Genomic DNA, 26759 nt, shown 5'->3' with positions numbered 1-26759 from the left:
ATGACCCTGTCCGGCCGCATCATCGTGGTGACCGGTGCCGGCCGCGGCCTCGGCCAGGCCTTTGCGGAAGGCTGCGCCGCTGCCGGCGCGTCCACCGTGGTGGTGGCCGACATCAATACCGCATGGGGCGAGCGCACGGCCGCCGCCCTGAAAGAGAAGGGCACGGAGGCCGTTTTCCTGCCGGTCGATCTGGCCGATCCGGCGTCCGTCGAGGGTTTTGCCGCGGCGGTCGCCAAACGCTGCGGCCACATCGACGGCCTGCTGAACAATGCAGCCATTGCCACCGGCATCGGCGGCAAGACCTTCGAAGAGATCGACATCGAGACCTGGGACCGGGTGATGACGGTCAACGTGCGCGGCACCTGGCTGATGGTCAGGGCGATGGCGCCGCTGCTGCGCAAGTCCAAGGCCGGCGGTCGCATCGTCAACCTCGCCTCGGATACCGCGCTGTGGGGCGCGCCGCGCCTGCTGCATTACGTCTCCAGCAAGGGCGCGATCATCAGCATGACCCGCTCGCTGGCCCGCGAACTCGGCCCCGACGGCATTGCCGTCAACGCCATCGCCCCCGGCCTCGTGCTGGTCGAGGCCACCGAATACGTGCCCGAGGAGCGCAAGCGTCACTATGTCGAGGGCCGCGCCATGCAGCGAGCCCAAATGCCCGACGACGTGACAGGTGCGGCGGTTTACCTGCTGAGTGACGGCGCCGGCTTCGTCACCGGCCAGCTCTTGCCTGTCAATGGCGGCTTTGTCTTTAACTGAACCGCGTTACGCGGTTCTCCCCGGCGGCACCCGCATCTCGTATCTCGAGGCGGGCACGGAAGGCAGTGCTTTGCCGCCGCTGGTGCTGCTGCATGGCATGGGCTCGGCGGCACGCTCCTGGCGCGACCAGCTCGCCGGCCTGTCGCGCGACCGTCGTGTTGTCGCCTGGGACGCGCCGGGCTATGGCGAGTCCGCGCCGCTGGCGCCAGAGCTGCCCGATGCCGGCGACTATGCCCGTGCGGTGCTCGCCTTCATCGACCATCTCGGCATCGACCGCTGTCATCTGGTCGGCCATTCGCTCGGCACCCTGATGGCCGCGCGCTTCGCCGCTGACTATCCCGAGCGCCTGCTGTCGGTCAGCTTCAGCGGCCTGGCCATCGGCCATGCCGAACTGCCGGCGGACGAGAGCCGCCGCCTGCTGCACAGCCGGCTCGACGACATGGCGACGCTGGGGCCCGCCGGCATGGCGCAGAAGCGCGGGCCGCGGCTGCTGGCGCCCGGTGCGGCGCCCGATGTCATCGCCTCGGTGATCGAGACCATGGGCATGGCGAAACTGCCGGGCTATGTGCAGGCTGCGCACATGCTGTCGGGTGGCAATGCGCTGGCCGATATCGCGCGCATTCCGGCCGGCCTGCCGGTGCAGTTCCTCTACGCGCTCGACGACGTGATCACCGTGCCGGCCGACAACCTGAAGGGCGCAGCCTTGCGCCCCGAGGCACCGGCGCATGCGATCAGGAACGCCGGCCATGCCGCCTATCTCGAACAGCCGGCGCTGTTCAACGACATCCTCGCCCGCTTCATGGAGGCACACGATGGACGCCCATGACCGTATCCCGCAGGGCAAATACGTGGTGCCAGCGCTCGCCCAGGGTCTCGCCATCCTGTCGCTGTTCTCGCGCCGGCGCGCCACCATCACGCCGCCCGAGATCGCCCAGGAACTCAACCTGCCGCGTTCGACGGTGTTCCGCCTGCTGCACACGCTCCAGATGATGGGCTTCGTGCAGAAGGAAGGCGACGAGCGCCACTTCAAGCTGGGGCCGGCGGTGCTCAGCCATGGCTTCGAATATCTCGCCTCGCTCGACATCGTCGAGGCGGCGCAGCCGATCCTGCAGCGCCTGCGCGACGAGACCGGCTTGTCGGCCCATATGGCGGTGCGCGACGGCCGCGAGATCGTCTATGTGGCGCGTTATCCCGCCCGCACCACGATCTCCAGCACGGTCAACATCGGCACCCGCTTTCCGGTGCATGCCACCGTGATGGGCCGCATGATGATCTGCGATTTCAGCGACGAACAACTTCTCGACCTGTTCCCGACCGATCCGTTGCCGCGCTTTTCCGAACAGACGCCGACGACCCTGGCCGACCTGAAGGCGGTGCTGGCCGGCGACCGCGAACGCGGCTATGCGGTCAGCCAGTCGTTCTTCGAGCGCGGTGTCAGCTCGGTGGCCGCCCCGGTGCGTGACGGGATGGGGTATATCGTCGCCGTCATCAACATCACCGCGGTGGATGCCTATATCGACCTCGCCGCCATGCACGGCGACCTCAAGGATGCCGTGCTCAAGGCCTCGGCGCAGATCACCCAGTGGATCCGCCGCGAGACGCCGCGCGATGCCGGCGATGCGGCGAACAAGACCCCTTCATCGGAAACCAGCAAGGTCAGCGAGCCTCTTCATGCCTGAGCAGATCACCGTCGGCGAACTCACCGCGCGCTTCCTCGAAGCCTGCGGCGTCGACACCGCGTTTGGCGTCATCTCGATCCACAACATGCCGATCCTCGATGCCTTCGGCCAGCGCAACACCATCCGTTTCGTGCCCAGCCGCGGCGAGGCCGGCGCGGTCAACATGGCCGACGCCTGGGCCCGCGTGCGCGGCCAGCTCGGCGTTGCCATCACCAGCACCGGCACGGCGGCCGGCAATGCCGCCGGCGCCATGGTCGAGGCGCAGACCGCCGGCACGCCGCTGCTGCACCTGACCGGCCAGATCGAGCGGCCCTATCTCGACCGCCGCTGGAGCTACATCCACGAGGCGACCGACCAGCCCGGCATGCTGAAGGCGGTCTCGAAAGCCTATTTCCGCATCTGGTCCCCGGAGACCGCGCTCGGTGTGCTGCAGGAAGCCGCGCGCGTCGCGCTGTCGGCCCCCAGCGGCCCGGTCAGCGTCGAAATCCCGATCGACGTGCAGGAGGCGCTGGTCGACCTGCCGGCCGCCATCGCGCCGCTGCCTTTGCTGGTCGGCCAGCCGGACGACGCCGCGCTCGATGCCTTCGCCGAAATTCTGGCCAAGGCGAAGCGCCCGATCATCTGGGCCGGCGGCGGCGCGCGTCATGCGACGGACGAGATCCGTGCACTGGCCGATCTCGGCTTTGCCGTGGTGACCAGCGTGCAGGGCCGCGGCGTGCTGCCGGAAGACGACGCGCGCACGCTGGGCGCCTTCAATCTCTCCGGCCCGGTCGAGGCCTTCTATGCGAACTGCGACGCCATGCTGGTGGTCGGCTCGCGGCTGCGCGGCAACGAGACGCTGAAATACACCCTGCGCCTGCCGCGTCCGCTGCTGCAGATCGATGCCGACCCGCAGGCCCATGGCCGCGGCTATACCGCCGACCATTTCCTCGCCGGCGACGCGAAACTGGCGCTGGCCGGGTTGGCGGCGCGGCTGAAAAGCCGGCTCAAGGTCGCGGCCGGCTTCGGCGCCGCGATTGCCACGGCGCGGACCGAGGCCGAGGCACAACTGCGCAAGGGCCTCGGGCCCTATGAGCAGCTGGTCGATGCGCTGCAGCGGTCCGTGCCGCGCGATTACGTCTGGGTGCGCGACGTCACGGTGTCGAACAGCACCTGGGGCAACCGCATGCTCAGGCTGTTCGGCGCCCGCAACGGCGTGCATGCGCTGGGCGGCGGCATCGGCATGGGTGCTGCGATGGGCGTCGGTGCGGCGGTGGCGGCGCGCGGCCGCAAGACCATCGTGCTGTCGGGTGACGGCGGCCTGATGCTGAATGTCGGCGAACTGGCCACCGCGGCGCAGGAACAGGTCGACATGCTGCTGCTGGTGATGAACGACCGCGGCTATGGCGTGATCCGCAACATCCAGGATGCCCGCTTCGGCGGTCGCAAGTATTACGTCGACCTGCACACGCCGCAGTTCGCCGATCTGGCGCGCAGCCTCGGCTGGCGCCATACCCGGCTCGACGATGTCAGCCAGGCCGGGGCCGTGCTGGCCAAGGCGGTGGCCGAAACCGGCCCGCGCATGGTCGAGGTTGACATGGTGGCCATTGGCCCCTATGCCAGCGCTTTCGCCGGTCCGCCGGTGCGCAAGGCCTCGTGACCGGGGTGTCGTAACAGAGAGCAAGCCGATGTCCGTCCCGCAGATCCTGCTGATCGGCCATGGCGCGGTGGCGGCCGAGGTGCGCGCCGCAGCCGATAGCACCGGCGCCTTTGCCGTCGGCGCCGTGCTGGTGCGGCCCGAGAAGGTCGCCGCCGTGCAGGCCGAACTGCCGGGCATGACCGTGATCGGCAGCCTGAAGGACCTCGATTTCACGCCCGTGGTGGCGGCCGAATGCGCCAGCCACAGCGCGGTGCGGGCCTATGGCGCCGACCTGCTGCTGCGCGGCATCGATTTCGTCATTGCGTCCATCGGTGCGCTGACCGACGACGCGCTTTATGCCGAGCTGCGCGCGGCGGCACAGAAGGGCGGCGCGAAGCTGATCCTGCCGGCCGGCGCGGTGCCGGGCATCGATGCGCTGAATGCCGCCATGGTCGGCGGCGTCGACAAGGTGAGCTACGTTTCGCGCAAGCCGCCCGGCGCCTGGAAGGGCACCCCGGCCGAAGCCGCCGTGAAGCTCGACGCGCTGACCGAACCGGCCGTGTTCTATATTGGCACGGCGCGTGCCGCCGCCCGCGACTACCCGAAGAATGCCAATGTGGCGGCGACGGTGGCGCTGGCCGGCTTAGGCTTCGATGCCACCGAGGTGCGCATGATCGCCGATCCCGGCGTGCAGGCGAATATCCACGAGATCACGGCATCGGGCGCCTTCGGCGACATGCATCTGGTGATCCGCGGCAAGCCGCTGAAAAGCAACCCGAAGACCTCGTCGCTCGCCGCCTACAGCACGATCCGCGCCATTCTCAACTGCGTGCGGCCCGTTCAGATCTAGCGGATCAGAGGACGCGGAAGCCCCGCGCCTCACCCCATTCCATCGCATACTGCGCGGCGAAGCCGTCGCGCTCCAGCCGCACCTGCCAGCGCGGGTTGCGCCCGTCGCTCTGCGCCGGGGCGATGCACCAGCGGGTCAGCGCCACGGTCGCCGCCGCGTCGCGGCGGATCAGCAGCCCGAGCGCGCCGCCGGCTTGGGCGGCCTGTTGCAGGCGCCGGGTGGCGGCGAGGTCGAGCCCGTCGATCTCGGCCACCACGGCGGCGATGCCCGGCGTGCGCAAGGCCTCTTCAAAGGCCTGCAGACGGTCTTCCGGCCGGCGGGTCCAGGCGATGGTCAGGCGGCGATGGTCGAAACCGAAGGCGGCCAGCGCCGGGGCATGCAGCTGCCGTTCCGGCGTCAGCCACAGGACAGGGCGGCCGCGGCGCACGCTACCGAGATAGGCGGCGAGGAAACCGGCGGTGGCCAGCGGAGCCTGACCGACGACCTCATGCAGGCTGCCGGCCGGCAGGCCGCCCCAGGGCAGGGCGGCATCCAGCGTGGCAGTGCCGAAGGGAAACACGCGGCCGGCCAGCACCCGGCCGCTGGTGCCCAGCCGGCCGAGCCGGTCGCGCAGGCCGGCGATCAGGCCGAGGTTGGTGACCGTCTGCTGGCTGTAGGTCTGGCTGCGCATCATCGTTCCCCTCCGAAATGGCACGATATGTTCTAATATTGATCTCAATTAATTCAAATATGTTCTTATTCCTATCCCGTCCGGGCAAAAAGCCCGGTTTTCCGGGGAGGGGGCGAAGAGAGGAAGCTTTTTTGCTCGAAATTAGGATCGCCTACGTGGGTGCTTTCGGATTTCAGAAAACAGCCGGGCACCTGTCGCCTCAGGGCCGAAGTCAGTCGCGACGAAGCCTTTGTGCGGTAGGCGCTCGGTTATGATTTTGATCATCATATCTGGATCTGGCTTTGAAATGTCTCTCTGGCCGGCCGGCAGAGTGACATGACCACCCTCCATCCTCACGCCGTGTTTGCGCGAATGGTATGCGAGCAGGTCTGCCATCTGAATTGCGCGAGAGTCGTGCTTTGGAACGAATGAGATTGACCTATATGCACGGTTAAAATCTTCATGCGACGTGCGTAACGCTTCTAGGTTATTTGCAATCTCTCGATTGTTTTTATCCCCCTCTTCAAAAAGAAACGAAAGTCCTTCGTCGTGTGCTATGCGCCCTAGTTTTATATCGGTCATTATCCATTGCAAAATTACCTGCGCACAGAATGCATAAGGCGTAATGGTCCTCTTGCGGTCACTTTCTTCAGCACGACTTTTGTAAGTAGGCTTAACTACAGACATTGTCATGCCCATCAGAGCGTGCGCCGAAAGAACTCCGCAAATCTTTGATACAAAAGACTGCTTCTTAAGAATGCTCCAGTTTTTATATATCCCGTCACTGTTCTCCATATCCATTGTATGGAGAACAGTGACGCCGTATTCGTTGAATACAGGATCGGCTTGCTTCTCGAAGTTAACCCATTGCTCTGCGCGGGCGATGTATCCCGCGCAGGTAATAAGCCTGTTTCCAGCATCAGTGCCGCTATCATCAAGATAACAGATGAGCATATTGAATGGCTCGATGGTTAAGGCGTACCCATTCTTTCCATTGATGGTACTCAAACTCCAATAAAAAAGCCCCGCATCTTTCGACGCGGGGCTTTCGCTGTCCGGCAGTGAGATAGAGAGCTTTACTCCGCCGCGCTGCGCAGCACCGGTTTGGGGCGTTCCAGTTCAGCCTTGCGGGTGAGCGCCTCGTAATAGGGCGCAAAGGCCGGCCGGTTGATGTAGCGGCCGGCGCCTTTCACGGTGCGCACGTCGCCATCCTTGTAGACCACCTTGCCCTGCGAGAGGGTCACGGTGTTGATGCCCTCGACCTCCATGCCCTCGAAGATGTTGAAGTCGATCTTCTGGTGATGGGTCTTCGCCGAAATCTTGCGCGTCTTCTTCGGGTCCCAGACCACCAGGTCGGCATCGGCGCCGGGCTGGATCACGCCCTTGCGCGGATAGAGGTTGAAGATCTTGGCCGCATTGGCCGAGGTGACGGCGACGAATTCGTTCGGCGTCAGGCGGCCCTTGTTGACGCCGTGATGCCACAGCACATGCATGCGGTCTTCGACGCCGCCAGTGCCGTTCGGGATCTTGGTGAAGTCGTTGCGGCCGGCCGCCTTCTGGTCGGCGCAGAAGCAGCAATGGTCGGTCGCCGTGGTCTGCAGGTGGCCGGCCTGCAGGGCGCGCCACAGCACCGCCTGGTGCTCCTTGGCGCGGAAGGGCGGGCTCATCACGTAGGCCGCCGCGGTTTCGAAATCCGGGTTGCGGTAGACGCTGTCATCGACCAGCAGATGGCCGGCCAGCGCCTCGCCGAAGACGCGCTGGCCCTCGTTGCGGGCGCGGATGATCGCTTCCACCGACTCGATGCAGGAATTGTGCACGATATAAAGCGGCACGTTCAACACCTGGGCGATGCGGATGGCGCGGTTGGCGGCCTCGCCCTCGACGGCCGGCGGCCGTGACAGCGGATGGCCCTCGGGGCCGGTGATGCCCTGTTTGAGCAGTTCCTGCTGCAGGTGGAAGACCAGCTCGCCGTTTTCGGCATGCACGGTGCACAGCGCGCCGAGCTCGCGGGCGCGCAGGAAGCTGTTCACCAGCACCTCGTCCTCGCACATGATGGCGTTCTTGTAGGCCATGAAATGCTTGAAGCTGTTCACCCCATGCTCGGCGACGAGCGTGCCCATGTCCCTGTGCACGCTCTCGTCCCACCAGGTGACGGCGACATGGAAGCTGTAATCCGAGGCCGCCTTTTCCGACCAGCCGCGCCATTTCCTGAACGCCGAGAGCAGGTTTTCCTGCGGGTCGGGAATGACGAAGTCGATGATCATGGTGGTGCCGCCGACCATGGCGGCGGTGGTGCCGGAGAAGAAATCCTCCGACGCCGTCGTGCCCATGAAGGGCAGTTCCATATGGGTATGCGGGTCGATGCCGCCGGGCATCACATAGGCGCCGCCGGCATCGATCACCTCGGCGCCGGCCGGCGCCTCGAGATTGGGGCCGACCGCCCTGATCGTGCCGCCGTCGATGAGAACATCCGCACGCTGACTACAATCCGCATTGACCACCGTGCCGCCGCGTACCAGTACCGCCATGATTGCCTCCCGCCCTGTCTTCGAGGTCGCTGCGGTTATTCATTCATGACCTGACCGAACGGTCAAGAAAATCATGGCCGGTGGAAAGCACGGCGTTGCGCGCTGCACGGCGACGCGGCAGATGCCTGCGTTTTCGGCAGGATGTCAGCCCTTGCGGGCGGTTTTCGCACGGACCGGCACGGAGCGAACCGGCAGCGCGCCGGTGCCGTTCAGCACGATGTCGGTGACGGTCTTCGTCGCGGCGGAAAAAACGCTGTCGTCCAGCGTCTTGCGGTCGAGCACGGCGCCGATCTGGGCGGCGAAATCGGCATAGGTCTGCGTCGTCGCCCAGATCATGAACAAGAGATGCGCCGGATCGACCGGCTTCAGCTTGCCGGCGGCGATCCAGCCCTCGATCACCGCGCTTTTTTCCTTCACCAGGCGGCGCAGGCGCTGGCGCAGGAAGGGCTGCACATGGCGGGCGCCGCCGATCACCTCGATGGCCCACAGCCGCGAGGGCTCCGGCGCGTCGCGCGAGGCCGCCATCTTGCGGGCGATGTAGTTGCCGAGCGCGGTGGCCGGATCGGCCTCGGCGGTGATTTCCTCGCTCAGGGCGTCGAGCCAGACTTCCAGGATGGCATCCAGCACGCTCGCGTAGAGATCCTGCTTGGTGCGGAAATAATAATGCAGGTTGGCCTTGGGCACCCCGGCCTTGCGCGCGATCTCAGCGGTGCTGGCGCCGGCGAAGCCCTTCTTGGCAAACACCGATTCGGCGGCTTTGAGGATCTTCTCGACATTGCGGCGGCGGATCGTACCGGCGGCGGCGCCATTGCTATTTGCCGGGCCGTTCGCCGGGGCGTCGGCGCTGCCGGCCGCAGGTTTGTCCGTCGCCTTTTTCCGCGATGCCGATTCCCGAGATGCCGGTTCCCGCGAGGCCTGTGTCGTCTTGCGCGTTGCCGCCATCTCTTTCCATCCATTTGCCCAAGGACCGGGCATGTGCATCGGGGCCGTGCAGATTCCTTATGCGGATCGTCCCCCGCTGTCAAAGCATCCGCGCGGCTATACCGAATCCCGACTTGACCATTTGGTCAAGAAAATCCTAGCCTCGGAACCGTCACACGGGAGCGGCCGCCACGGTTTGGGAGAACCGGCACCGTTCTTGCGAGGCATACAGGGAGATGCCGGCCTGCACGCATGGGCCGGCAAACAGATCGCACACACAGGACCACGACAGGCAGGGGGCTCGGGTCATGGGGACTGCGCGTAACGAAGCCGGGCGTAACGACTTGGGGCGACAAGCACCGGAAAGCGGTGCGCCCGATATCAGGGCCGGCCGGCTCGACGCCGCCGCCTATGCCGCCGGATTCGAAGCCGCGGTGCCCGACCTCGACCAGCAGGCGGCGCTGGTCGAAGCGAACCGCTGCTATTTCTGCTACGACGCGCCCTGCATCGAGGCCTGCCCGACCGGCATCGACATCCCCGGCTTCATCCGCAAGATCGCCACCGGCAATACCGCCGGTGCGGCGCTGCGCATTTATGAGCAGAATATCTTCGGCGGCTCCTGCGCGCGGGTCTGCCCGACCGAAATCCTCTGCGAGCGCGCCTGCGTGCGCAACACCGAGGACGGCAAGCCGATCCCGATCGGACTCTTGCAGCGGTACGCGACCGATCATGGCACGGCGGCCAATGCGCATCCGTTCCGCCGCGCTGCCAGCACCGGCCGCAAGGTTGCCGTGGTCGGCGGCGGTCCGGCGGGGCTGGCCTGCGCACACCGGCTGGCCATGCACGGCCATGACGTCACCGTCTTCGAGGCGCGGCCGAAACTCGGCGGCCTGAATGCTTACGGCGTCGCCGAATACAAGGTGCCGCACGGCTATGCCGGCCGCGAGGTCGAGTTCGTGCTCGACATCGGCGGCATTACCGTCGAGACGAATAAGATGCTCGGCCGCGACATCACGCTGGAAGCCTTGCGCCGCGATTTCGATGCCGTCTTTCTCGGCCTCGGCCTTGGTGCCGTGAAGGCGCTCGGCTGCGACGGCGAGGCCCTGGCCGGCGTCGTCAATGCCGTCGACTATATCGCGGACCTGCGTCAGGCCACGGATTTCGCGACCCTGCCGGTCGGCCGTCATGTGGTGGTGATCGGCGGCGGCAACACCGCCATCGACATCGCCATCCAGTCGAAGCGGCTCGGCGCCGAGGAGGTCACGCTGGTCTATCGGCGCGGGCCGGAAGCGATGAGCGCCACGGGGCACGAGCAGGCCTTCGCCAGGGAGAACGGCGTCATCATCCGCCACTGGGCCCAGCCGGTACGGCTGGAAGGCGAGGCGGGTGCCGTGCGTCGCGCGGTGTTCGAACACACCAGCCTGACCACTGCCGGCCGGCTCGCCGGCACCGGCGAGGAGTTCAGCCTCGCCGCCGACATGGTGTTCAAGGCGATTGGCCAGACCTTCGTGGCCGATCCTTTGCGCGGCGAGGCCGGCCGCGAACTGCTGGTGCTGAAAGACGGCCGCATCTCGGCCGATGCCGATGGCCGTACCTCGCTCGACGGCGTCTGGGCCGGCGGCGACTGCGTGGCCGGCGGTGACGATCTCACGGTGGCCGCGGTGGCGGCTGGGCGGCGCAGTGCCGAGGCGATCACGCAATCGCTGCGGCGCCAGGCCGCGGCATAGAGATAAAGAGCAGGGAGGCGACCGATGGCAGACCTTTCCGTCAATTTCGCCGGCATCCGGGCACCCAATCCGTTCTGGCTGGCCTCGGCGCCACCGACCGACAAGGCCTATAACGTCGTGCGCGCCTTCCAGGCCGGCTGGGGCGGCGTGGTGTGGAAGACGCTGGGCGAGGACGGGCCGCCCATCGTCAACGTCTCCTCGCGCTACGGCGCCTATTCCTACAAGGGCAACCGGGTCGCCGGGCTGAACAACATCGAGCTGATCACCGACCGGCCGCTGGAGATCAACCTGCAGGAGATCAAGCAGGTCAAGCGCGACTGGCCCGATCGCGCGATGATCGTCTCGCTGATGGTGCCCTGCGAGGAAGAGGCGTGGAAATCGATCCTCGGGCGGGTCGAGGAGACCGGCGCCGACGGCGTCGAGCTGAATTTTGGCTGTCCGCACGGCATGCCCGAGCGCGGCATGGGCGCTGCGGTCGGCCAGGTGCCGGAATACGTCGAGATGGTCACCCGCTGGTGCAAGCAGCACAGCCGCATGCCGGTGATCGTCAAGCTGACGCCGAACATCACCAGCATCCTCGGGCCGGCCCGCGCCGCGGTGCGCGGCGGTGCCGATGCGGTCAGCCTGATCAACACCATCAATTCCATCGTCAGCGTCGATCTCGACCAGATGGCGCCGACGCCCACCGTGGACGGCAAGGGCACCTCGGGCGGCTATTGCGGCCCGGCAGTCAAGCCCATCGCGCTGAACATGGTGGCGCAGATCGCCCGCGACGCCGAGACCGGCGACATCCCGATTTCCGGCATCGGCGGCATCGAGAGCTGGCGCGACGCCGCAGAATTCATCGCGCTCGGCGCCGGCAGCGTCCAGGTCTGCACGGCGGCCATGCATTACGGCTTCCGCATTGTCGATGACATGATCGACGGGCTGTCGCGCTGGATGGACGAAAAGGGCTATGCCCGGGTCGGCGATTTTCAGGGTCTGGCGGTTCCGAACGTTACGGACTGGAAGAATCTCAATCTGAAGTACAAGATCATCGCCGATATCGACCCGGAGAAATGCATCCAGTGCGGCCTGTGCCATATCGCCTGCGAGGATACCTCGCACCAGGCGATCGCGGCGGGTCGCGAGGACGGCAAACGGGTCTATAGTGTGATCGACGAGGAATGCGTGGGCTGCAATCTGTGTATGCATGTCTGCCCGGTCGAGGGCTGCATCACCATGAAACGGGTCGATGACGGACAGGCCTACCAGAACTGGACCCAGCATCCCAACAACCCCATGCGCGAAGCGGCCGAATAAAGGTTTTCGAGGAGAGTCAGACGATGGCGAATGCAAAGAACATCCAGGTCAACCAGGACCGCCTGTGGGAAAGCCTGATGGAAATGGCCAAGATCGGCGCGACGGCGAAGGGTGGTTGTGCCCGGCTGGCGCTGACCGATCTCGACAAGCAGGGCCGCGACCTGTTCGTCCAGTGGTGCAAGGACGCCGGCTGCACCGTCACGGTCGACCGCATGGGCAACATCTTTGCCCGCCGGCCCGGCAAGAATGACGACCTGCCGCCGGTGGTGACCGGCAGCCATCTCGATACCCAGCCGACGGGCGGCAAGTTCGACGGCGTCTACGGCGTGCTGGCCGGGCTGGAAGTCATCCGCACGCTTAACGACTACAAGTTCGAGACCGATGCGCCGGTCGAGGTTTCGGTCTGGACCAACGAGGAAGGCTCGCGGTTTGCCCCCGCCATGGTGGCGTCCGGCGTCTTTGCCGGCGTGTTCACCGAGGAATACGGCCACAGCCGCGCCGATCTCGACGGCAAGACCATCGGCGAGGAGCTGAAGCGGATCGGCTATCTCGGCGACATGCCGGTCGGCGGCCGGCCGTTCAAGGCGTTTTTCGAGGCGCATATCGAGCAGGGCCCGATCCTCGAGGCCGATAAGCGCACCATCGGCGTCGTGCAGGGCATCCAGGGCATGCGCTGGTTCGAGGTCACCGTCACCGGCGCCGAAAGCCATGCCGGCACCACGCCGATGCCGCGCCGCAAGGACGCCATGCTGGGCTGCGCCCGCATCGTCGACCGTATCCACCAGATCGCGCTCGACCACAAGCCGGGCGTCTCGACGGTCGGCCTGGTCAAGGTCAGCCCGAATTCGCGCAACACCATCCCGGGCACGGTGTTCTTCTCGGTCGACCTGCGCCATCCGCAGGACGAGGTGGTGCTGAAGATGAAGGCCGCGCTGGAAGCCGCCTGCGCCGAGGTCTGCGGCGACCTTGGGCTGGCTTACGAGTGCAAGGAAGTGTGGAATTCCCCGGCAGTGCATTACAACAAGGACTGTATCGCCGCGGTGCGCAAGGCCGCCGAAGAGGCCGGTTTCGCCCATATGGATATCACCTCGGGCGCCGGCCACGACGCCGGCTATATCAGCCGGGTGGCGCCGACCGCCATGGTCTTCGTGCCCTGCGCCGACGGCATCAGCCACAACGAGGTGGAATCGGCCACCGCCGAGGATCTGGCCGCCGGCTGCAACGTGCTGCTGCGCGCCATGCTGGAACATGCGGCCTGAGGACGCGGGCAAGCGGAATGGCCGTGGTGATGGAAGAGCGTAAGGCAGAGACAGGACCGGTGGCCGCGGCGAAGGGCGGCGCGACGCCGGCGGTGGAGATTGCCGGCGTCAACCTGGTGTTCCAGACCGCCGATACGCCGGTCTATGCCCTGTCGGATGTCGACCTGACCGTGGGGCGCGGCGAATTCGTCTCCTTCATCGGCCCGTCGGGCTGCGGCAAGACCACCCTGCTGCGGGTGATCGCCGACCTGCAGCAGGTCACCGGCGGCAGCGTACGGGTGAACGGCGTGAGCCCGCAGGCCGCCCGGCTCGACCGTGCCTACGGCTATGTCTTCCAGGCCCCGGCGCTGTATCCGTGGCGCAGCGTGCTGCGCAACATCACCCTGCCGCTCGAGATCATGGGCCTGCCGAAGGCCGAGCGATCGGCACGGGCGAAACGCGTGCTCGACCTCGTCAACCTGTCCGGTTTCGAGAAGAAGTTTCCCTGGCAGCTCTCGGGCGGCATGCAGCAGCGCGTCTCGATTGCCCGCGCGCTGTCATTCGATCCGGAACTGCTGCTGATGGACGAGCCCTTCGGTGCGCTCGACGAGATCATCCGCGACCACCTGAACGAACAGCTGCTCGACCTGTGGCGGCGCACCGGCAAGACCCTGCTGTTCGTCACCCATTCGATCCCCGAAGCCGTGTTCCTGTCGACCAAGATCGTCGTCATGAGTCCGCGGCCGGGCCGCATCATCGACGTGATCGACAGCAGCCTGCCGCGCGACCGCCGGCTAGACATCCGCGAGACGCCGGAATTCGCCGCCATCGCCCACCGGGTGCGCGAGGGCCTGCGCGCCGGCCACAGCTATGACGACCATGTCTGACGCCACGGCCGCAGCGACCCTGCCTGCCGCCGGCCTGTGGCCGCGTCTGCGCGACGGCGCGACCCTGCCGATCCTGTCGGTGCTGCTGTTCATCCTGGTGATCTGGTATCTTGGCGCGGTGAAGCTGAATGCACCGCAGGTGCTCGATGCTTACGAGCGCGCCGGACAGACCGAATGGACCTTTCCCGAACTGGTCGCCGATACGCTCAGTATGGAGCGCCCGGTGCTGCCGGCGCCGCACCAGGTAGTGGCCGAGCTGAACCGGACGGTGCTGCAGGTCAACATCACCTCGCGACGCAGCCTCGTCTACCATACCTGGGTGACGCTCGAATCCGCGCTGGTCGGCTTTCTGTTCGGCACCGCGCTCGGCATCGGGCTGGCGGTCGCCATCGTCCATGTGGCGAGCCTGGAACGCGCGCTGATGCCGTGGATCATCGCGTCGCAGACCATCCCGATTCTTGCCATCGCGCCGATGATCGTGGTGGTGCTGGGCTCGCTCGGTCTTGTCGGCCTGCTGCCCAAGGCGGTGATCTCGGCCTATCTGTGCTTCTTCCCGGTCACCATCGGCATGGTCAAGGGCCTGACCTCACCCGAGACCATCCAACTCGACCTGATGCGCACCTACAACGCCTCGACGGCACAGACATTGCGCCTGCTGCGGCTGCCGGCCTCGCTGCCTTTCCTGTTCACCAGCCTCAAGGTGGCGATCTCGCTGGCCGTGGTCGGCGCCATCGTCGGCGAACTGCCGACCGGCGCCCAGGCCGGCCTCGGCGCCCGGTTGCTGGCCGGTTCGTATTACGGCCAGACCATCCAGATCTGGTCGGCGCTGGTCATGGCCGCCGTGCTGGCCGGCGGCTGCGTCGGCCTGGTCGGCCTGGTGCAGGCTAGGCTCGGCCGCAGGCTCGGGGGTGCGGCATGACGGCGCGCCATTCCGTTCAGCCGAAGGATGCGGCGCTGGCGCTCGGCCTGCTCTGCGGCGCCGCGGCCCTGATCAGCCCGTACGGTATCCACGGCGGCATGCTGGGTCAGCCGGCGGTGCTCGGCCTCTGGCTGCTGACCATCGCGGCCATGGCGCTGCTGTTCCTGCGGCCGCTGCGGCCCGTGGCCGCCGCCATCGTCGCCGGCGGCGCCGCGGTGCTGGCAGGCGCCGCGCTCTACAGCCTGCTGCTGGCCGGCGCGCGCGGCATGGCGGCGCCGGGCCTGTGGCTCGGACTCGCGGCACTCGGCCTGCTGGTCTGGCGGGCGCTCGACCGCATCAGCCTGGCGGCCCTGCGGCTGCCCGGTGCCATCGGCGGCGCAGTGGCACCCGTACTGCTCGGCGTCTGGCTGCTGTACCTGTGGGAAATGATCGTCGTCGGTTTTGAAGTGCCGGCCGTGCTGCTGCCGCCGCCGTCCGCCATCGGCCATGCCATCGCCATCAGCCTGCCGACGCTTGGCGTCGATTTCGTCCAGACCTTCATCCGCGCGGTGATCCCCGGCTTCGTGATCGGCTCGGCGGCCGGCTTCCTGACCGGCGTGCTGGTCGACCGCGTGCCCTTCCTGCAGCGCGGTCTGCTGCCGATCGGCAATCTGGTCAGCGCCCTGCCGATCATCGGCATCGCGCCGATCATGGTGATGTGGTTCGGCTTCGATTGGCAGTCCAAGGCCGCCGTCGTGGTGGTGATGACCTTCTTCCCGATGCTGGTCAACACCATTGCCGGCCTCGCCGCACTGGGGCGTATCGAGCGCGACATGATGGCGACCTATGCCGCCAGCTACGGCCAGACCCTGTGGATGGCACGGCTGCCGGCGGCGCTGCCCTTCCTGTTCAATGCGCTCAAGGTCAATTCGACCTTGGCGCTGATCGGCGCCATCGTCGCCGAATTCTTCGGCACGCCGATTGTCGGGATGGGATTTCGCATCTCGACCGAGGTGGGCCGCATGAACATCCCGATGGTCTGGGCCACGATCGCGGTCGCCGCGGTCGCCGGCTCGGCAAGTTACGGGCTGCTGGCGCTGGCTGAACGCTGGATGACCTTCTGGCATCCGTCGTTCCGCAAGGCGTCGTCCTGAGTGCATGCCGTTTCGAGTATCTGGGGGTTCATCAGTTCCGACAGGAGAGGAGAATAGCGTTATGAAACGTTCAGCTTTTTACGGGCTCGCCATCGGCGCAGCCCTGGCGGTTGCCGCCGGATCGGCCCATGCCGCCGATAAGTTCACCATCCAGCTGAAATGGGTCACCCAGGCCCAGTTCGCCGGCTATTACGTCGCCAAGGACAAGGGCTTCTACAAGGCGGTCGACCTCGACGTCACCGTCAAGCCGGGCGGCCCCGACATCGCCCCGCCGCAGGTGATGGCCGCCGGCGGTGCCGATGCGATCATCGACTGGATGCCGTCGGCGCTGGCCAGCCGCGAGAAGGGCGTGCCGCTGGTCAACGTGTCGCAGACCTTCCAGAAGTCGGGCATGATGCTGACCTGCGCCAAGTCGAGCGGCATCACTTCGCCGAAAGACTTCCCCGGCCATACGCTGGGCGTCTGGTTCTACGGCAACGAATATCCGTTCCTGACCTGGATGGCCAAGCTTGGCATCCCGACCGATGGCAGCGCCAAGGGCGTCAAGGTCCTCAAGCAGGGCTTTAACGTCGATCCGCTGATCCAGAAGCAGGCCGCCTGCATTTCGACCATGACCTATAACGAATACTGGCAGGTCATCGATGCCGGCTTCAAGCCGGGCGACCTGATCGTGTTCAAGTACAGCGACCAGGGCGTCGGCACCATGGAAGACGGCATTTACGCCAATGGTGCGAAGCTCGGCGACAAGGCCTATGCCGACAGACTGGCCCGTTTCGTTGCCGCCTCCAACAGGGGCTGGGACTGGGCGGTCAAGAATTCGGATGCCGCGGCGATGATCGTGCTCGACAACGACAGCACCGGCGCGCAGACCGAGAAGCACCAGAAGCGCATGATGGGCGAGATCGCCAAGCTGGTCGAAGGCTCGAAGCACGGCACCGGCTATCTCGATCCGGCCGATTACGACCGCACCGTCAGCATCCTGCTGTCGGCTAAGTCCGACCCGGTGATCACCAAGAAGCCGGAAGGGGCCTGGACCCACGCGATTTTCGACGCGGCCAAGAAATACGCCAAGTAATCCGGACTTCAGTCTGAGATGAGACCCGGCCGGGCAACCGGCCGGGTTTTCTATGCCGGCACCGCGGCAGCTTCGCTGTCGGCAACGACCAGTTCGATCAGGGCGCGTGCCGCCACCGAGGGCGAGCGGCCGCTGCGCCGGACGATGCCCATGACGCGCTCGACATGCGGCGCGGTGATCGGAATCTCGACCAGATCGGCGAAGCGCAGCAGCGGCGTGGTCAGCGACGGCAGGGCGGCGATGCCGAGGCCTTCATGCACCAGGGCGCCGATGGTGGCCAGATGTTCGGCGTCATACTGGCTGTGCGAGGGGATGCCGGCCTGGGCGCAGGCAGCGTCGATATACTGCCGCACGCTGGATGTGCGGGCCATGGTGATGATCGGATAGAGCACCATGTCGGCCCAGCTGACGCTGCGGCGTTTGGCGAGCTTATGGCCACGCGGGCAGACCATGACGAAGCGGTCGACGATCAGTGGCTGGAAGCTGAAGTCGCGATGCGCCGCCGGCGTCACCGTCAGGCCGAAATCGGCGGCGCCGCTCTCGACCAGATCCTGGATCTGGTCATGCAGGGTGTCGCGGATGATCACGTCGATGCCGGGATGCCGCGCCTTGAAGCGGGCCAGCACGCGCGGCAGCGTCACGGCGGCCAGCGAGGGCAGGGCGGCCACCACGACGCGGCCGCGCCGGCGGGCCAGGTAATCCTGCAGGTCGCCGGAGACCGCCTCGAATTCGTCGATCAGCCGGTTGGCCAGCCGGCGCAGTTCCTCGCCCTCGGGTGTCAGCGCGATCTGCCGCGTGGTGCGGTCGAACAGCCGCACGTTCAGCATCTCTTCCAGCTTGCGGATGGTGGCCGACAGGGCAGGCTGCGACAGGTGCAGGCGTTCGGCGGCCTCGCTGAAGCTGCCGAGATCGGCCACGGCGCGAAAGGCCTGCAATTGCCGCAGGGTGAGATTCATAGTCATAAGTTATAAATAGATAAGATAAATTCATTTGTAAAATATATCCCGCAACGGCCAGTCTGCCTGCCAACATAGAATCAGTTGGGAGGAGCCTGTGTCGGGGCCCGAGAAAGTTCTGGTCGGCTGCGGCGCCGGCTTTTCCGGCGACCGTCTGGATGCCCCGGAACCCGTGGTGCGCAGCCTGATCGCCGCCGGCGGGCCGGCCGCCATCATGTTCGAGACGCTGGGCGAGCGCACGCTGGCGCTGGCCCAACTGGCCAAGCTGGAAAACCCCGAGCGCGGTTACGAGCCGCTGCTGGAGCGCCTGCTGGCGCCGATCCTCGACGCCTGCCTCAAGCATCGCGTCACCATCCTTGGCAATTTCGGCGCCGCCAACCCGCAGGCCGCCGCCCGGGCGATCCGGGCGCTGGGCCAGCGGCTCGGCTGCCGGCCGATGAAAATCGCCGTGGTCAGCGGCGACGACATCGCCGCCGCCGGCCTGCTGCCGCAACTGCAGGCCGAGGACGGCACGCCGCTCGCCACCGGCCCGGTGATTTCCGCCAATGCCTATCTCGGGGCCGCGCCGCTGGTCGAGGCACTGGCCGCCGGCGCCGATGTGGTGGTGACCGGCCGGGTCGCCGATCCGTCGCTGGCGCTGGCGCCCTTCATCCATCATCACGGCTGGTCGCTCGACGACCTGCCGCGCATTGCCTGCGGCACCTTGGCCGGCCATCTGCTCGAATGCGGCGCCCAGGTCACCGGCGGCTATTACGCCGATCCCGGCATCAAGGATGTGCCCGATCCGCATGCCATCGGTTTTCCCATCGTCGAGATGGCCGCCGACGGCAGTTTCGTGGTCGGCAAGGCCGGCAAGACCGGCGGCTTGGTCGACCGGCATACGGTGACCGAACAGATCCTCTATGAAATCCACGACCCGGCCGCCTATCTGACGCCAGACGTCACCCTCGATGTCACCGGCGTGGCGCTGTCGGATCAGGGCAGGGACCGTGTCCGGGTCACCGGTGCCGCCGGCCATGCACGACCGGAGCGGCTGAAGGTGACCATCGGTCTCGATGGCGGCTGGCTCGGCGAGGGCGAGATTTCCTATGCCGGGCCGAATGCCGTGGCCCGCGCGCGGCTGGCGCTCGACGTGGTGCGTCGGCGGCTGGGGCCGGGCCTGCGCATGCGCGGCGATATCATCGGCCTCGCCAGTGTGTTCAACGACGATGCCGGTACCTGGCTTGATGCGCAGACCGCCGAACCCGACGATGTGCGCCTGCGCATTGCCGTGGCGTCCAATGATCGCGCCGAGGCCGACCGCGCCCATGAGGAAGTGCTGGCGCTGTATACCTGCGGGCCGGCCGGCGGCGGCGGCGTGCGCGGCGCCACAAGGCGGCGCATCGCCACCGAATCCGGCTATATCCCGCGCGACCTGGTGCGGCCGGCCGTGGAGATCCAGTCATGACCGTGATCACGCAAGGAGCGCGGCTGGTCGAGGCACCGCTGCACCGGATCGCCCATGGCCGCACCGGCGACAAGGGCAACCGCATCAACATCAGCCTGATCGCATGGCGCGAGGACCTCTATCCGCTGCTGCGCGAGCAGGTGACCGCCGACCGCGTCGCCGCCCTGTTCGCCCATCGCCATCCGGGCCGGGTGCAGCGCTTCGAGCTGCCGCAGCTCTGGGCGCTCAACTTCGTCATCGACGACGTGCTCGAGGGGGGCGTCAACGACGCGCTCAACCTCGATGGCCACGGCAAGACCCATTCATACCTGCTGCTGTCGCTGCCGGTGCGGATACCTGAAGACCTGTAATCAACAAACCGGAGGAAACCAGAAAATGAAACGCGCATTTATTGCGGCTGTTGCCGCCTGTGGTCTCGCCGCCGTGGCCCTGCCGGCCGCCGCCAAGGACAAGCTGCTGATCGGCGCCTCGTCGGCCTCGTCCAGCCAGTATGGCTATTTCGTCGCCCTGTCGCAGCTGATCAACAGCCATGTCCAGAATGTCGACAGCTCGGTGGTCGAAACCGGCGCCACCGTCGACAACCTGCGCCGCATCGAGCGCAAGCAGATCGATCTCGGCCTCGTCACCACCAATGTCGGCTACCAGGCCTATGTCGGCGAGGGGCCCTTCGAGGGCAAGAAGACCGACAGCCGCCTGCTGTTCGTCTATTCCAATGCACCGCAGAACGTGATCGTCCGCAATGACAGCGGCGTCAAGAGTCTCGCCGACCTCAAGGGCAAGCGCTTCAATCCCGGCCTGAAGGGCTCGGCCACCGAGAAGACCGCCGAGGCCGTCTTCAAGGCGCTCGGCATCGCGCCGGAGTTCGTGCGCGGCTCGACCACCGACATCGTCGATGCGGTCAAGGACAACCGGGTGATCGGCTATGTGAAGTCGGGCGTCGGCGACAAGCTCGACGGCTCCTCGATGGACATCGCCACCTTCACCCCGGTGAAGGTGCTGTCGCTGTCGCCCGAGCAGAAGAAGCTGATCGCCGACAAGTTCCCCGAGCTTTCGGTCGCCGATGTGCCGGCCGGCGCCGCCGATGGCGTTCCGGCCTACAGCACCTGGAGCTTCGGCCTCGCCGTGCATGCGCGGCCCGACCTGTCGGACGAGATTGCCTACCAGATCGCCAAGGCGGTCTTCGAAGACAAGACCGTGCAGGTGGCAGCGCTCAGCAGCATGAAGGGTCTCGATCTGATGAAGCTGACGGTCTCCGGTGGCACCGTGCCGTTGCATCCGGGCGTCGTGCGCTATCTCAAGGAGCATAACGTCGCCATCCCGGCCAAGCTGATGCCGAAGATGAACTGAACGGTATCGGCTGCGTAATACAGGAGGCCGGGATATGCGGTCCACGATGACGAAGGCGCTCGCCGCCCTGCTGGGCGTGTTCATCCTCTACACATCGGCCTTCGGGTCTTTCGAGGGGTTGGTCCAGCGGGCGATCTTCGTCGGTCTGGTCGTGTCGCTCGGCCTCCTGATGTTTCCGCTCGGTGCCGGCAAACGCTGGCGTCCGCTCGGGATTGCCATCGATCTGGCCGCCGCAGTGGTATCCATCGCCGCCTGCGTCTACGTGATCACCCACTACGACGAGATCATGAACGACCTGCCGACCGCCACCACGCTCGACATCGTGCTGACGGCGGGGCTGGTGCTCTCGATCCTTGAAGTCTCGCGGCGTGCCATCGGCGCCATCTTCCCGACCATCGCGCTGGCCGGTATCGCCTATGCATTGCTCGGCCAGTATATCCCGGGGCCGCTCGGCCATCGCGGCTTTGACGTCTATTTTACCACCGAGACCCTGCTGCTCGGCGACCTCGGTATCTGGGGCCTGCTGGTCGGCGTGGCCAGCACCACCATCGGCGCCTTCATCCTGTTCGGCAGCGTGCTGCTGTTCACCGGTGGCGGCCAGACCTTCATGGACCTCGCCGTGCGGCTCAGCGGGCGCAGCCCGGGCGGTGCCGCCAAGATCGCCACCGTGGCCTCGGGCCTGTTCGGCATGATCAGCGGCAGCGCGGTGGCCAATGTCGCCACCACCGGCAATTTCACCATCCCGCTGATGAAGCGGCTGGGCTATTCGCCGGCGCTGGCCGGCGGCATCGAGGCGGTGGCGTCGACCGGCGGGCAGATCGCGCCGCCGGTGATGGGTGCGGCGGCCTTCGTGATGGCCGAGATCCTTGGCCGCAGCTATTTCGACATTGCCAAGGCAGCGGTGCTGCCGGCCTTCCTGTATTACCTCGGTGCTTTCGCGACGATCCATTTCATCGCGCTGAATCGCGGCCTGCGCATCGTGCCGGAGGACGAGATGCCGCCCTGGCGCAGCGTGCTGGCGCCACAGCGGGTCGGGCCGATTGTTCTGGCTTTCGCCGGGCTGCTGTTCGGCATCCTGACCGGCCGTTCGGTGCAGACCGCCGCCTTCTATGGCGTCGCCGGCCTGTTCATCAGTTATCTGGCACTCAATGTCCGCTCGCTGGCGGGCCTGCGTGCCGCCATAAAAATCATCGTCGACAGTCTCGAGGACGCCGGCAAGGCGCTGGTGATGATCGGCGTGCTGCTGGCCGGCGCCCAGATCCTGGTCAGCATGGTCAACATGACCGGCCTCGGCGTCACGCTGTCGACCATGATCGTCTCGCTGGCCAACAATTCGATCTGGCTGATCGCGGTGGTCACCGCCCTGGTCTGCATGGTGCTCGGCATGGGCATCCCGACCACCGCGGCCTATGTGCTGGTGGCGGCCGTGCTGGCCCCGGCACTGACCAAGGTCGGGGTGCCGCCGATCGTCGCGCATATGTTCGTCTTCTATTACGCGACCATCTCGGTCATCACGCCGCCGGTCTGCGTCGCGGTCTTCGTGGCCGCCGGCATTGCCCAGACCAACTGGCTGGCGGTCGCCCGCGAGGCCTGCAAGCTCGGCGCCGTCACCTATGTGATCCCTTTCATGTTCATCGCCTATCCCGGCATGCTGGCCGACGGCGGCTGGCTCGACATCGGCGAGGCGCTGGTCTCCGGCGTGGTGTTCACCATGGCCTTCGCCGCCTTCTTCGGCGGCGCCCGGTTCTTCGACTCGCGGCTGCTGAACGGTGTCGTGCTGCTGCTGATCGCCGCCCTGTCGGTGTTTCCGACCTGGTTCGGCCTCGGCCTGGCCACGGCCGGCTTCATCGCCCTGTGGCTGACCCGGCGCCATCGCATCCGGCGCGCGCCGGATGCTACAGTACCGGCCGGTGCATAGGGCGGATCAGGGGAGTTTCCGGTCATGATCCCGGTAAAGACGGTTGCCGTCATCGGCTGCGGTACGGTGGGCGCGAGTTGGGCCGCGCTGTTCCTCGCCCATGGCCTCGACGTGCAGGCCACCGATCCGTCACCAGAAGCGGAAGCTTACCTGCGCCGCTTCGTTGTCCGCGCCACGGCCCAGCTGGCCGAACTCGGGCTGACCGGCACGGGAAAGCTCAGCTTCTCTCCAAAGCTTGCCGATGCGCTGCAGGGCGCCGATTTCGTGCAGGAAAACGCGCCGGAAAAGGAAGCGCTGAAACAGCAGCTGCTGGCCGATATCGATGACCTGCTGCCGCCCGACGTGATCGTCGCCGGCAGCACCTCGTCGCTGCTGCGCAGCCGGCTGGTGGTGCGCTGCCGCTATCCCGAACGGCATATCACGGCGCATCCGTTCAATCCGCCGCATCTGGTGCCGCTGGTCGAACTGGTCGGCGCCGACGCGGATGTGGTCGAACGTGCCGCCGCCTTCTATCGTGGCATCGGCCGGCGGCCGGTGATCTTGCGCCGCGAGATGGCCGGCCATCTCGCCAACCGGCTGGCCTCGGCGGTCTGGCGCGAGGCGATCTACATGGTCGAGCAGGGCGTGGCCAGCGTCGCCGATATCGATGCCGCCATGGCCTATGGGCCGGGCCTGCGCTGGTCGATCATGGGGCCGCATATGACCTATCATCTCGGCGGCGGCGATGGCGGCATCGCGCATTACCTGTCCCACCTCGGCGCCAGCCAGGTGCGGCGCTGGGCGGCGCTGGGTACACCGGTGTTTGACGGGGATACCCAACGCCAGCTCGTCGAGGGTGTTGCCGAGGAGGCGGGCGACAGTAGTGTCGCCGATCTTGAGGCGGCACGAGATGCTGCCCTGATCGCCCTGCTGAAGCTCAGGCCGCAGATCCGCTGAGCGGCAGGGGGTGGCGCGGCCGGCTAGCCGCTGGCAGGGGTCCCGAGTGGCAGCATGATCGACGCGACGGTGCCCTGACCGGGCTCGGATACCAGTTTCAGGCTGCCGCCATGCAGCTCGGCGAGAGATTTCACCAGCGGCAGGCCAAGCCCGGTGCCCTGGTGGTCGCGGCTGAGCACGCCGCGGACCTGGCCGAAGGGGGCCAGTGCCTTCGGGATGTCCTGGGCCGCCATGCCGACGCCGGTATCGTGGACGGCGATTTCCAGTTTTCCGTCGCGGGCTGCGACAGTGACCCAGGCACGCCCGCCGGCGGGCGTGAACTTGACGGCATTGCTGAGCAGGTTGAGCAGCATCTGGCGCAGCATGCGCTCGTCGACCTGCAGCATCGGCAGGCTGTCGGGCAGGTCGGCCGACAAGGTCACCCGGCCACGTTCGGCCTGGACCCGGATCATCTCCAGGCAATCGCGGATCGTCTGCCGTGAATCGATGGTCTCGAGATGCAGCTCCATGCGACCGGCCTCGACCTTGGCAAGGTCGAGCACGTCATTGATCAGCTGCAGCAGGTGGTGACCGGACTTCAGGATGTCGTCGACATATTCGTTCTGCTTTTTGCTGAGCGCACCGAAATAACCGGCCAGCAGCGATTCCGAAAAGCCGATGATGGCATTCAGCGGCGTACGGAATTCATGGCTCATGTTGGCGAGGAAGGCACTTTTCGAGCGGTTCGCCACCTCGGCCATTTCCTTGGCGCGCAGCAATTCACGCTCGGTGCCTTCGCGTTCGGCGATGTAGCGGGTCAGCGCCTCGGTGCGCTCGTCGATGCGCTGGTCCATGGTATCGATCACGGCGCGCAGCTGGTCCTGCACCCGGCGCAGCTCGGTAATGTCGGAATAGGAGGTCACGAAGCCGACACCGGGAACCGGTGTACCGATCACCTCGATGACCCGGCCGTTCGGCCGGATGCGCTGCAGGCGGTGCGGTTCCATGCGGCGGGCCAGGCCGACGCGCAGAACGACCATCTCCTCGACGTCGCCGGGACCATATTCGCCATGCTCGACATTCCAGCGCACGAACTTCGAAAACGGCGTGCCGGGCTTTCCATATTCGGCCGGGTAGCCGAACATGGTCATGAAATGCTGGTTGCAGACCAGCAGGTTGAGATCGGTGTCGAACAGCGTGATGCCGTGGCTGATCGTCTCCAGCACCACATCGAGCATGCGGTTCTTGTCGCCCAGCTCGCCGGTCCGTTCCAGGATCTTCTGTTCCAGATCGGTATGCGACTGCAGCAGTGCCTGTTCGCTGCGGCGCTGTTCGGTGACGTCGCTGTAGATGGCGATCCAGCCGCCGCCCGGCAGCGGTACGCCGCGGATGTCGAGGGTCGTGCCGTTCGGCCGCTCGCGCTGGATATGATGGGCCTGGAACTCTCGTGCGAGATCCATGCGCTCGCGGACCAGGTCTTCGATATTGCCGGGGCCGTATTCGCCTCGCAGGGCGTTATGGCGGAAGAACGCTTCCGCCGAGGTGCCGGGGCGGCCCATGTCGTGCGGAAAGCCGAGCAGATCGAGATACCGGCGATTGCAGGCGACCAGCAGCAGGTCCCGGTCGAAGATGCTGATGCCCTGGTCAAGGTGGTCGAGACCCTGCAGGATCAGGACGTCCTTGCTCACGTTCTGTGACTCCGTCATTTGGCCTGCCGGCAATAATATGGGAAAGCTGCCAAATCCCGACCTTATTTTACGTTAATGCCAGAACCGGATCAGCCAGGCCCAGACCAGCGGCACGAGAGTGGCGGTCAGCAGGCCGTTCAGCCCCAGCGCGATGCCGGCCATGGTGCCGGCCAGCTCGCTGGTCTGGAAGGCGCGCGCCGTGCCGATGCCATGCGATGCCGTACCCAGCGCGGCGCCGAGTGCGGTTTCGTCGGTTATGCCGAGGCGGCGGATCAGGGCCGGGCCGGCCAGGGCACCGGTCAGGCCGGTCAGGACAACCAGCACGGCCGTCAGCGACGGGATGCCGCCCAGATGCTCGCTGATGCCCATGGCGATCGGCGCGGTGGCCGATTTCGGGGCCAGCGTCGCCAGCAGGTTTTCCGGCAGGCCGAACAGCCGGCCGATCAGCAGGGCCGAGGCGGTGGCGACCAGGCAGCCGGCGAGCAGCGCGGCGGCCAGCGGCAGGGCGGCCCGTGCCACCGTGGCGCGATGGCGCCACAACGGCACCGCAAGTGCCACCGTGGTCGGCCCGAGCAGGAAGTGGATGAACTGCGCACCCTCGAAATAGACCGGATAGGACGTGCCGGTCGTGACCAGAATGGCTGCGAGCACCGCCACACTGAGCGCCACGGGGTTTGCCCAGGCCGGGCGGCCGAGGCGGTCGCTCAGCCAGACACTGGCCGCAAAGACGGCCATGGTCGCGGTCAGCCACAGCAGCGGCGAGGCCGACAGGTAGACCCAGATGTCGATGACGCGGGTCATATCGGCCGTTTCCGCAGCAGGCGCATCACCGCCACATAGGCGCCGGCCGAGGCGATCACCGAAAGCAGGGTCGACAGCACCACGGTGGCCAGGATCGGCACCAGGCGGTCCGACAGCAGATGCCAGTGCTGCACGATGCCGACGCCGGCCGGCACGAACAGCAGCGACAGGTTGGCCAGCAGCAGGTCGGCGGCCTGGTCGAGGGCCGGGGCGCTGCGCCGGCGCCACAGCAGGATGAGGAACAGCAGGACGAGGCCGAAGACCGGCCCCGGCACCGGCAGGGCCAGGGCCCGGGTTACCAGTTCGCCGGCAAGCTGGCAGGACAGCAGGAGGGTGAGGGCGGCAACGATGGTCATCATCACAACATTAGGGCCCCGGCGGAGGCGTCACCAGCCAACCGTG

Annotated in this window: 25 protein-coding genes; 17 read left to right on the top strand and 8 right to left on the bottom strand. The window is 66.5% G+C overall.

What is annotated here, in order from left to right:
* Genes ACFOOQ_RS20725 through ACFOOQ_RS20705 form a run of 5 tightly spaced genes read left to right on the top strand, consistent with a single transcriptional unit; the run spans position 1 to position 4906 of the window.
* Positions 1-759, top strand: a complete 759-nt coding sequence (locus ACFOOQ_RS20725; RefSeq protein WP_379729623.1) for an SDR family oxidoreductase — start codon at positions 1-3, stop codon at positions 757-759.
* Positions 746-1585 carry an alpha/beta fold hydrolase gene (locus ACFOOQ_RS20720; protein ID WP_379729622.1) on the top strand — a complete coding sequence of 280 codons (840 nt, stop codon included), beginning with the start codon at positions 746-748 and terminating at the stop codon, positions 1583-1585. Before ACFOOQ_RS20725 ends, ACFOOQ_RS20720 begins: the two co-directional genes overlap by 14 nt.
* Positions 1572-2438: an IclR family transcriptional regulator gene (locus tag ACFOOQ_RS20715; RefSeq protein ID WP_379729621.1), complete on the top strand. Its 867-nt coding sequence runs from the start codon at positions 1572-1574 to the stop codon at positions 2436-2438. The genes ACFOOQ_RS20720 and ACFOOQ_RS20715 overlap by 14 nt, the downstream gene beginning before the upstream one ends.
* Complete coding sequence (locus ACFOOQ_RS20710; protein WP_379729620.1) at positions 2431-4077, top strand: thiamine pyrophosphate-binding protein; 1647 nt, start codon at positions 2431-2433, stop codon at positions 4075-4077. Before ACFOOQ_RS20715 ends, ACFOOQ_RS20710 begins: the two co-directional genes overlap by 8 nt.
* 28 nt (positions 4078-4105) lie before the next feature.
* Positions 4106-4906: an aspartate dehydrogenase gene (locus ACFOOQ_RS20705; RefSeq protein WP_379729619.1), complete on the top strand. Its 801-nt coding sequence runs from the start codon at positions 4106-4108 to the stop codon at positions 4904-4906.
* A 4-nt stretch (positions 4907-4910) separates the two neighbouring features.
* On the opposite strand, the gene ACFOOQ_RS20700 is transcribed toward ACFOOQ_RS20705, so the two are convergent.
* From ACFOOQ_RS20700 to ACFOOQ_RS20685, 4 genes are all read right to left on the bottom strand, one after another.
* Positions 4911-5579 carry an ImuA family protein gene (locus tag ACFOOQ_RS20700; RefSeq protein ID WP_379729618.1) on the bottom strand — a complete coding sequence of 223 codons (669 nt, stop codon included), beginning with the start codon at positions 5577-5579 and terminating at the stop codon, positions 4911-4913.
* A gap of 138 nt (positions 5580-5717) precedes the next feature.
* The gene (locus ACFOOQ_RS20695) at positions 5718-6563 is read right to left on the bottom strand and encodes a DUF3800 domain-containing protein (RefSeq protein WP_379729617.1); all 846 of its coding nucleotides are present in this window, start codon (positions 6561-6563) and stop codon (positions 5718-5720) included.
* Between the two features lie 68 nt (positions 6564-6631).
* A complete protein-coding gene (hydA, locus tag ACFOOQ_RS20690; RefSeq protein ID WP_379729615.1) occupies positions 6632-8083 on the bottom strand; it encodes a dihydropyrimidinase in 1452 nt (483 codons plus the stop codon).
* 144 nt (positions 8084-8227) lie between these two features.
* Entirely contained in the window at positions 8228-9025 is a 798-nt protein-coding gene (locus ACFOOQ_RS20685; protein WP_379729613.1) for a TetR/AcrR family transcriptional regulator, read from the bottom strand.
* A gap of 287 nt (positions 9026-9312) precedes the next feature.
* Here ACFOOQ_RS20685 and ACFOOQ_RS20680 point away from each other — a divergent pair, with 287 nt between their 5' ends.
* The 7 genes from ACFOOQ_RS20680 (at position 9313) to ACFOOQ_RS20650 (ending at position 17285) form a co-directional block, all read left to right on the top strand.
* Positions 9313-10731 carry an NAD(P)-dependent oxidoreductase gene (locus tag ACFOOQ_RS20680; RefSeq protein ID WP_379729611.1) on the top strand — a complete coding sequence of 473 codons (1419 nt, stop codon included), beginning with the start codon at positions 9313-9315 and terminating at the stop codon, positions 10729-10731.
* 24 nt (positions 10732-10755) lie between these two features.
* Positions 10756-12033 (top strand): NAD-dependent dihydropyrimidine dehydrogenase subunit PreA, encoded by a 1278-nt coding sequence (gene preA, locus ACFOOQ_RS20675; protein ID WP_379729609.1) that lies wholly within the window; start codon positions 10756-10758, stop codon positions 12031-12033.
* A 23-nt stretch (positions 12034-12056) separates the two neighbouring features.
* Positions 12057-13292: a Zn-dependent hydrolase gene (locus tag ACFOOQ_RS20670; protein ID WP_379729607.1), complete on the top strand. Its 1236-nt coding sequence runs from the start codon at positions 12057-12059 to the stop codon at positions 13290-13292.
* A gap of 29 nt (positions 13293-13321) precedes the next feature.
* The gene (locus ACFOOQ_RS20665; RefSeq protein ID WP_379729605.1) at positions 13322-14158 is read left to right on the top strand and encodes an ABC transporter ATP-binding protein; all 837 of its coding nucleotides are present in this window, start codon (positions 13322-13324) and stop codon (positions 14156-14158) included.
* Positions 14151-15077: an ABC transporter permease gene (locus tag ACFOOQ_RS20660; protein WP_379729602.1), complete on the top strand. Its 927-nt coding sequence runs from the start codon at positions 14151-14153 to the stop codon at positions 15075-15077. The genes ACFOOQ_RS20665 and ACFOOQ_RS20660 overlap by 8 nt, the downstream gene beginning before the upstream one ends.
* Positions 15074-16210: an ABC transporter permease gene (locus ACFOOQ_RS20655; protein ID WP_379729601.1), complete on the top strand. Its 1137-nt coding sequence runs from the start codon at positions 15074-15076 to the stop codon at positions 16208-16210. The genes ACFOOQ_RS20660 and ACFOOQ_RS20655 overlap by 4 nt, the downstream gene beginning before the upstream one ends.
* A 61-nt stretch (positions 16211-16271) precedes the next feature.
* The gene (locus ACFOOQ_RS20650) at positions 16272-17285 is read left to right on the top strand and encodes an ABC transporter substrate-binding protein (protein WP_379729599.1); all 1014 of its coding nucleotides are present in this window, start codon (positions 16272-16274) and stop codon (positions 17283-17285) included.
* A 50-nt stretch (positions 17286-17335) separates the two neighbouring features.
* Here the strand turns inward: ACFOOQ_RS20650 and ACFOOQ_RS20645 are convergent, their stop codons facing one another.
* On the bottom strand, positions 17336-18241 hold the full coding sequence (locus ACFOOQ_RS20645) for a LysR family transcriptional regulator (RefSeq protein ID WP_379729598.1): 906 nt from the start codon (positions 18239-18241) through the stop codon (positions 17336-17338).
* A 97-nt stretch (positions 18242-18338) separates the two neighbouring features.
* Between ACFOOQ_RS20645 and ACFOOQ_RS20640 the strand changes: the two genes are divergently transcribed.
* From ACFOOQ_RS20640 to ACFOOQ_RS20620, 5 genes are read left to right on the top strand one after another with little or no spacing between them, the layout of a single operon-like run.
* The gene (locus ACFOOQ_RS20640; protein WP_379729597.1) at positions 18339-19688 is read left to right on the top strand and encodes an acyclic terpene utilization AtuA family protein; all 1350 of its coding nucleotides are present in this window, start codon (positions 18339-18341) and stop codon (positions 19686-19688) included.
* Positions 19685-20038, top strand: a complete 354-nt coding sequence (locus ACFOOQ_RS20635; protein WP_379729596.1) for an AtuA-related protein — start codon at positions 19685-19687, stop codon at positions 20036-20038. The genes ACFOOQ_RS20640 and ACFOOQ_RS20635 overlap by 4 nt, the downstream gene beginning before the upstream one ends.
* A 25-nt stretch (positions 20039-20063) precedes the next feature.
* On the top strand, positions 20064-21035 hold the full coding sequence (locus tag ACFOOQ_RS20630) for a TAXI family TRAP transporter solute-binding subunit (RefSeq protein WP_379729595.1): 972 nt from the start codon (positions 20064-20066) through the stop codon (positions 21033-21035).
* 34 nt (positions 21036-21069) lie between these two features.
* Positions 21070-22953 (top strand): TRAP transporter permease, encoded by a 1884-nt coding sequence (locus ACFOOQ_RS20625; RefSeq protein ID WP_379729594.1) that lies wholly within the window; start codon positions 21070-21072, stop codon positions 22951-22953.
* Between the two features lie 24 nt (positions 22954-22977).
* A complete protein-coding gene (locus ACFOOQ_RS20620; RefSeq protein WP_379729593.1) occupies positions 22978-23889 on the top strand; it encodes a 3-hydroxyacyl-CoA dehydrogenase NAD-binding domain-containing protein in 912 nt (303 codons plus the stop codon).
* Between the two features lie 23 nt (positions 23890-23912).
* On the opposite strand, the gene ACFOOQ_RS20615 is transcribed toward ACFOOQ_RS20620, so the two are convergent.
* From ACFOOQ_RS20615 to ACFOOQ_RS20605, 3 genes are all read right to left on the bottom strand, one after another.
* Positions 23913-25556 carry a sensor histidine kinase gene (locus ACFOOQ_RS20615; protein WP_379729592.1) on the bottom strand — a complete coding sequence of 548 codons (1644 nt, stop codon included), beginning with the start codon at positions 25554-25556 and terminating at the stop codon, positions 23913-23915.
* Between the two features lie 72 nt (positions 25557-25628).
* Positions 25629-26357 carry an LrgB family protein gene (locus ACFOOQ_RS20610; protein ID WP_379729591.1) on the bottom strand — a complete coding sequence of 243 codons (729 nt, stop codon included), beginning with the start codon at positions 26355-26357 and terminating at the stop codon, positions 25629-25631.
* Positions 26354-26716, bottom strand: coding sequence for a CidA/LrgA family protein (locus ACFOOQ_RS20605; RefSeq protein WP_379729590.1), 363 nt, complete (start codon positions 26714-26716; stop codon positions 26354-26356). Before ACFOOQ_RS20605 ends, ACFOOQ_RS20610 begins: the two co-directional genes overlap by 4 nt.
* Between the last annotated feature and the right edge of the window lie 43 nt (positions 26717-26759).

The sequence above is a fragment of the Ferrovibrio xuzhouensis genome (assembly GCF_042648965.1).
Taxonomy (GTDB): domain Bacteria; phylum Pseudomonadota; class Alphaproteobacteria; order Ferrovibrionales; family Ferrovibrionaceae; genus Ferrovibrio; species Ferrovibrio xuzhouensis.
Note: the sequence above shows the minus strand (reverse complement) of the source record. Positions and strands in the feature narration are given on the sequence as shown.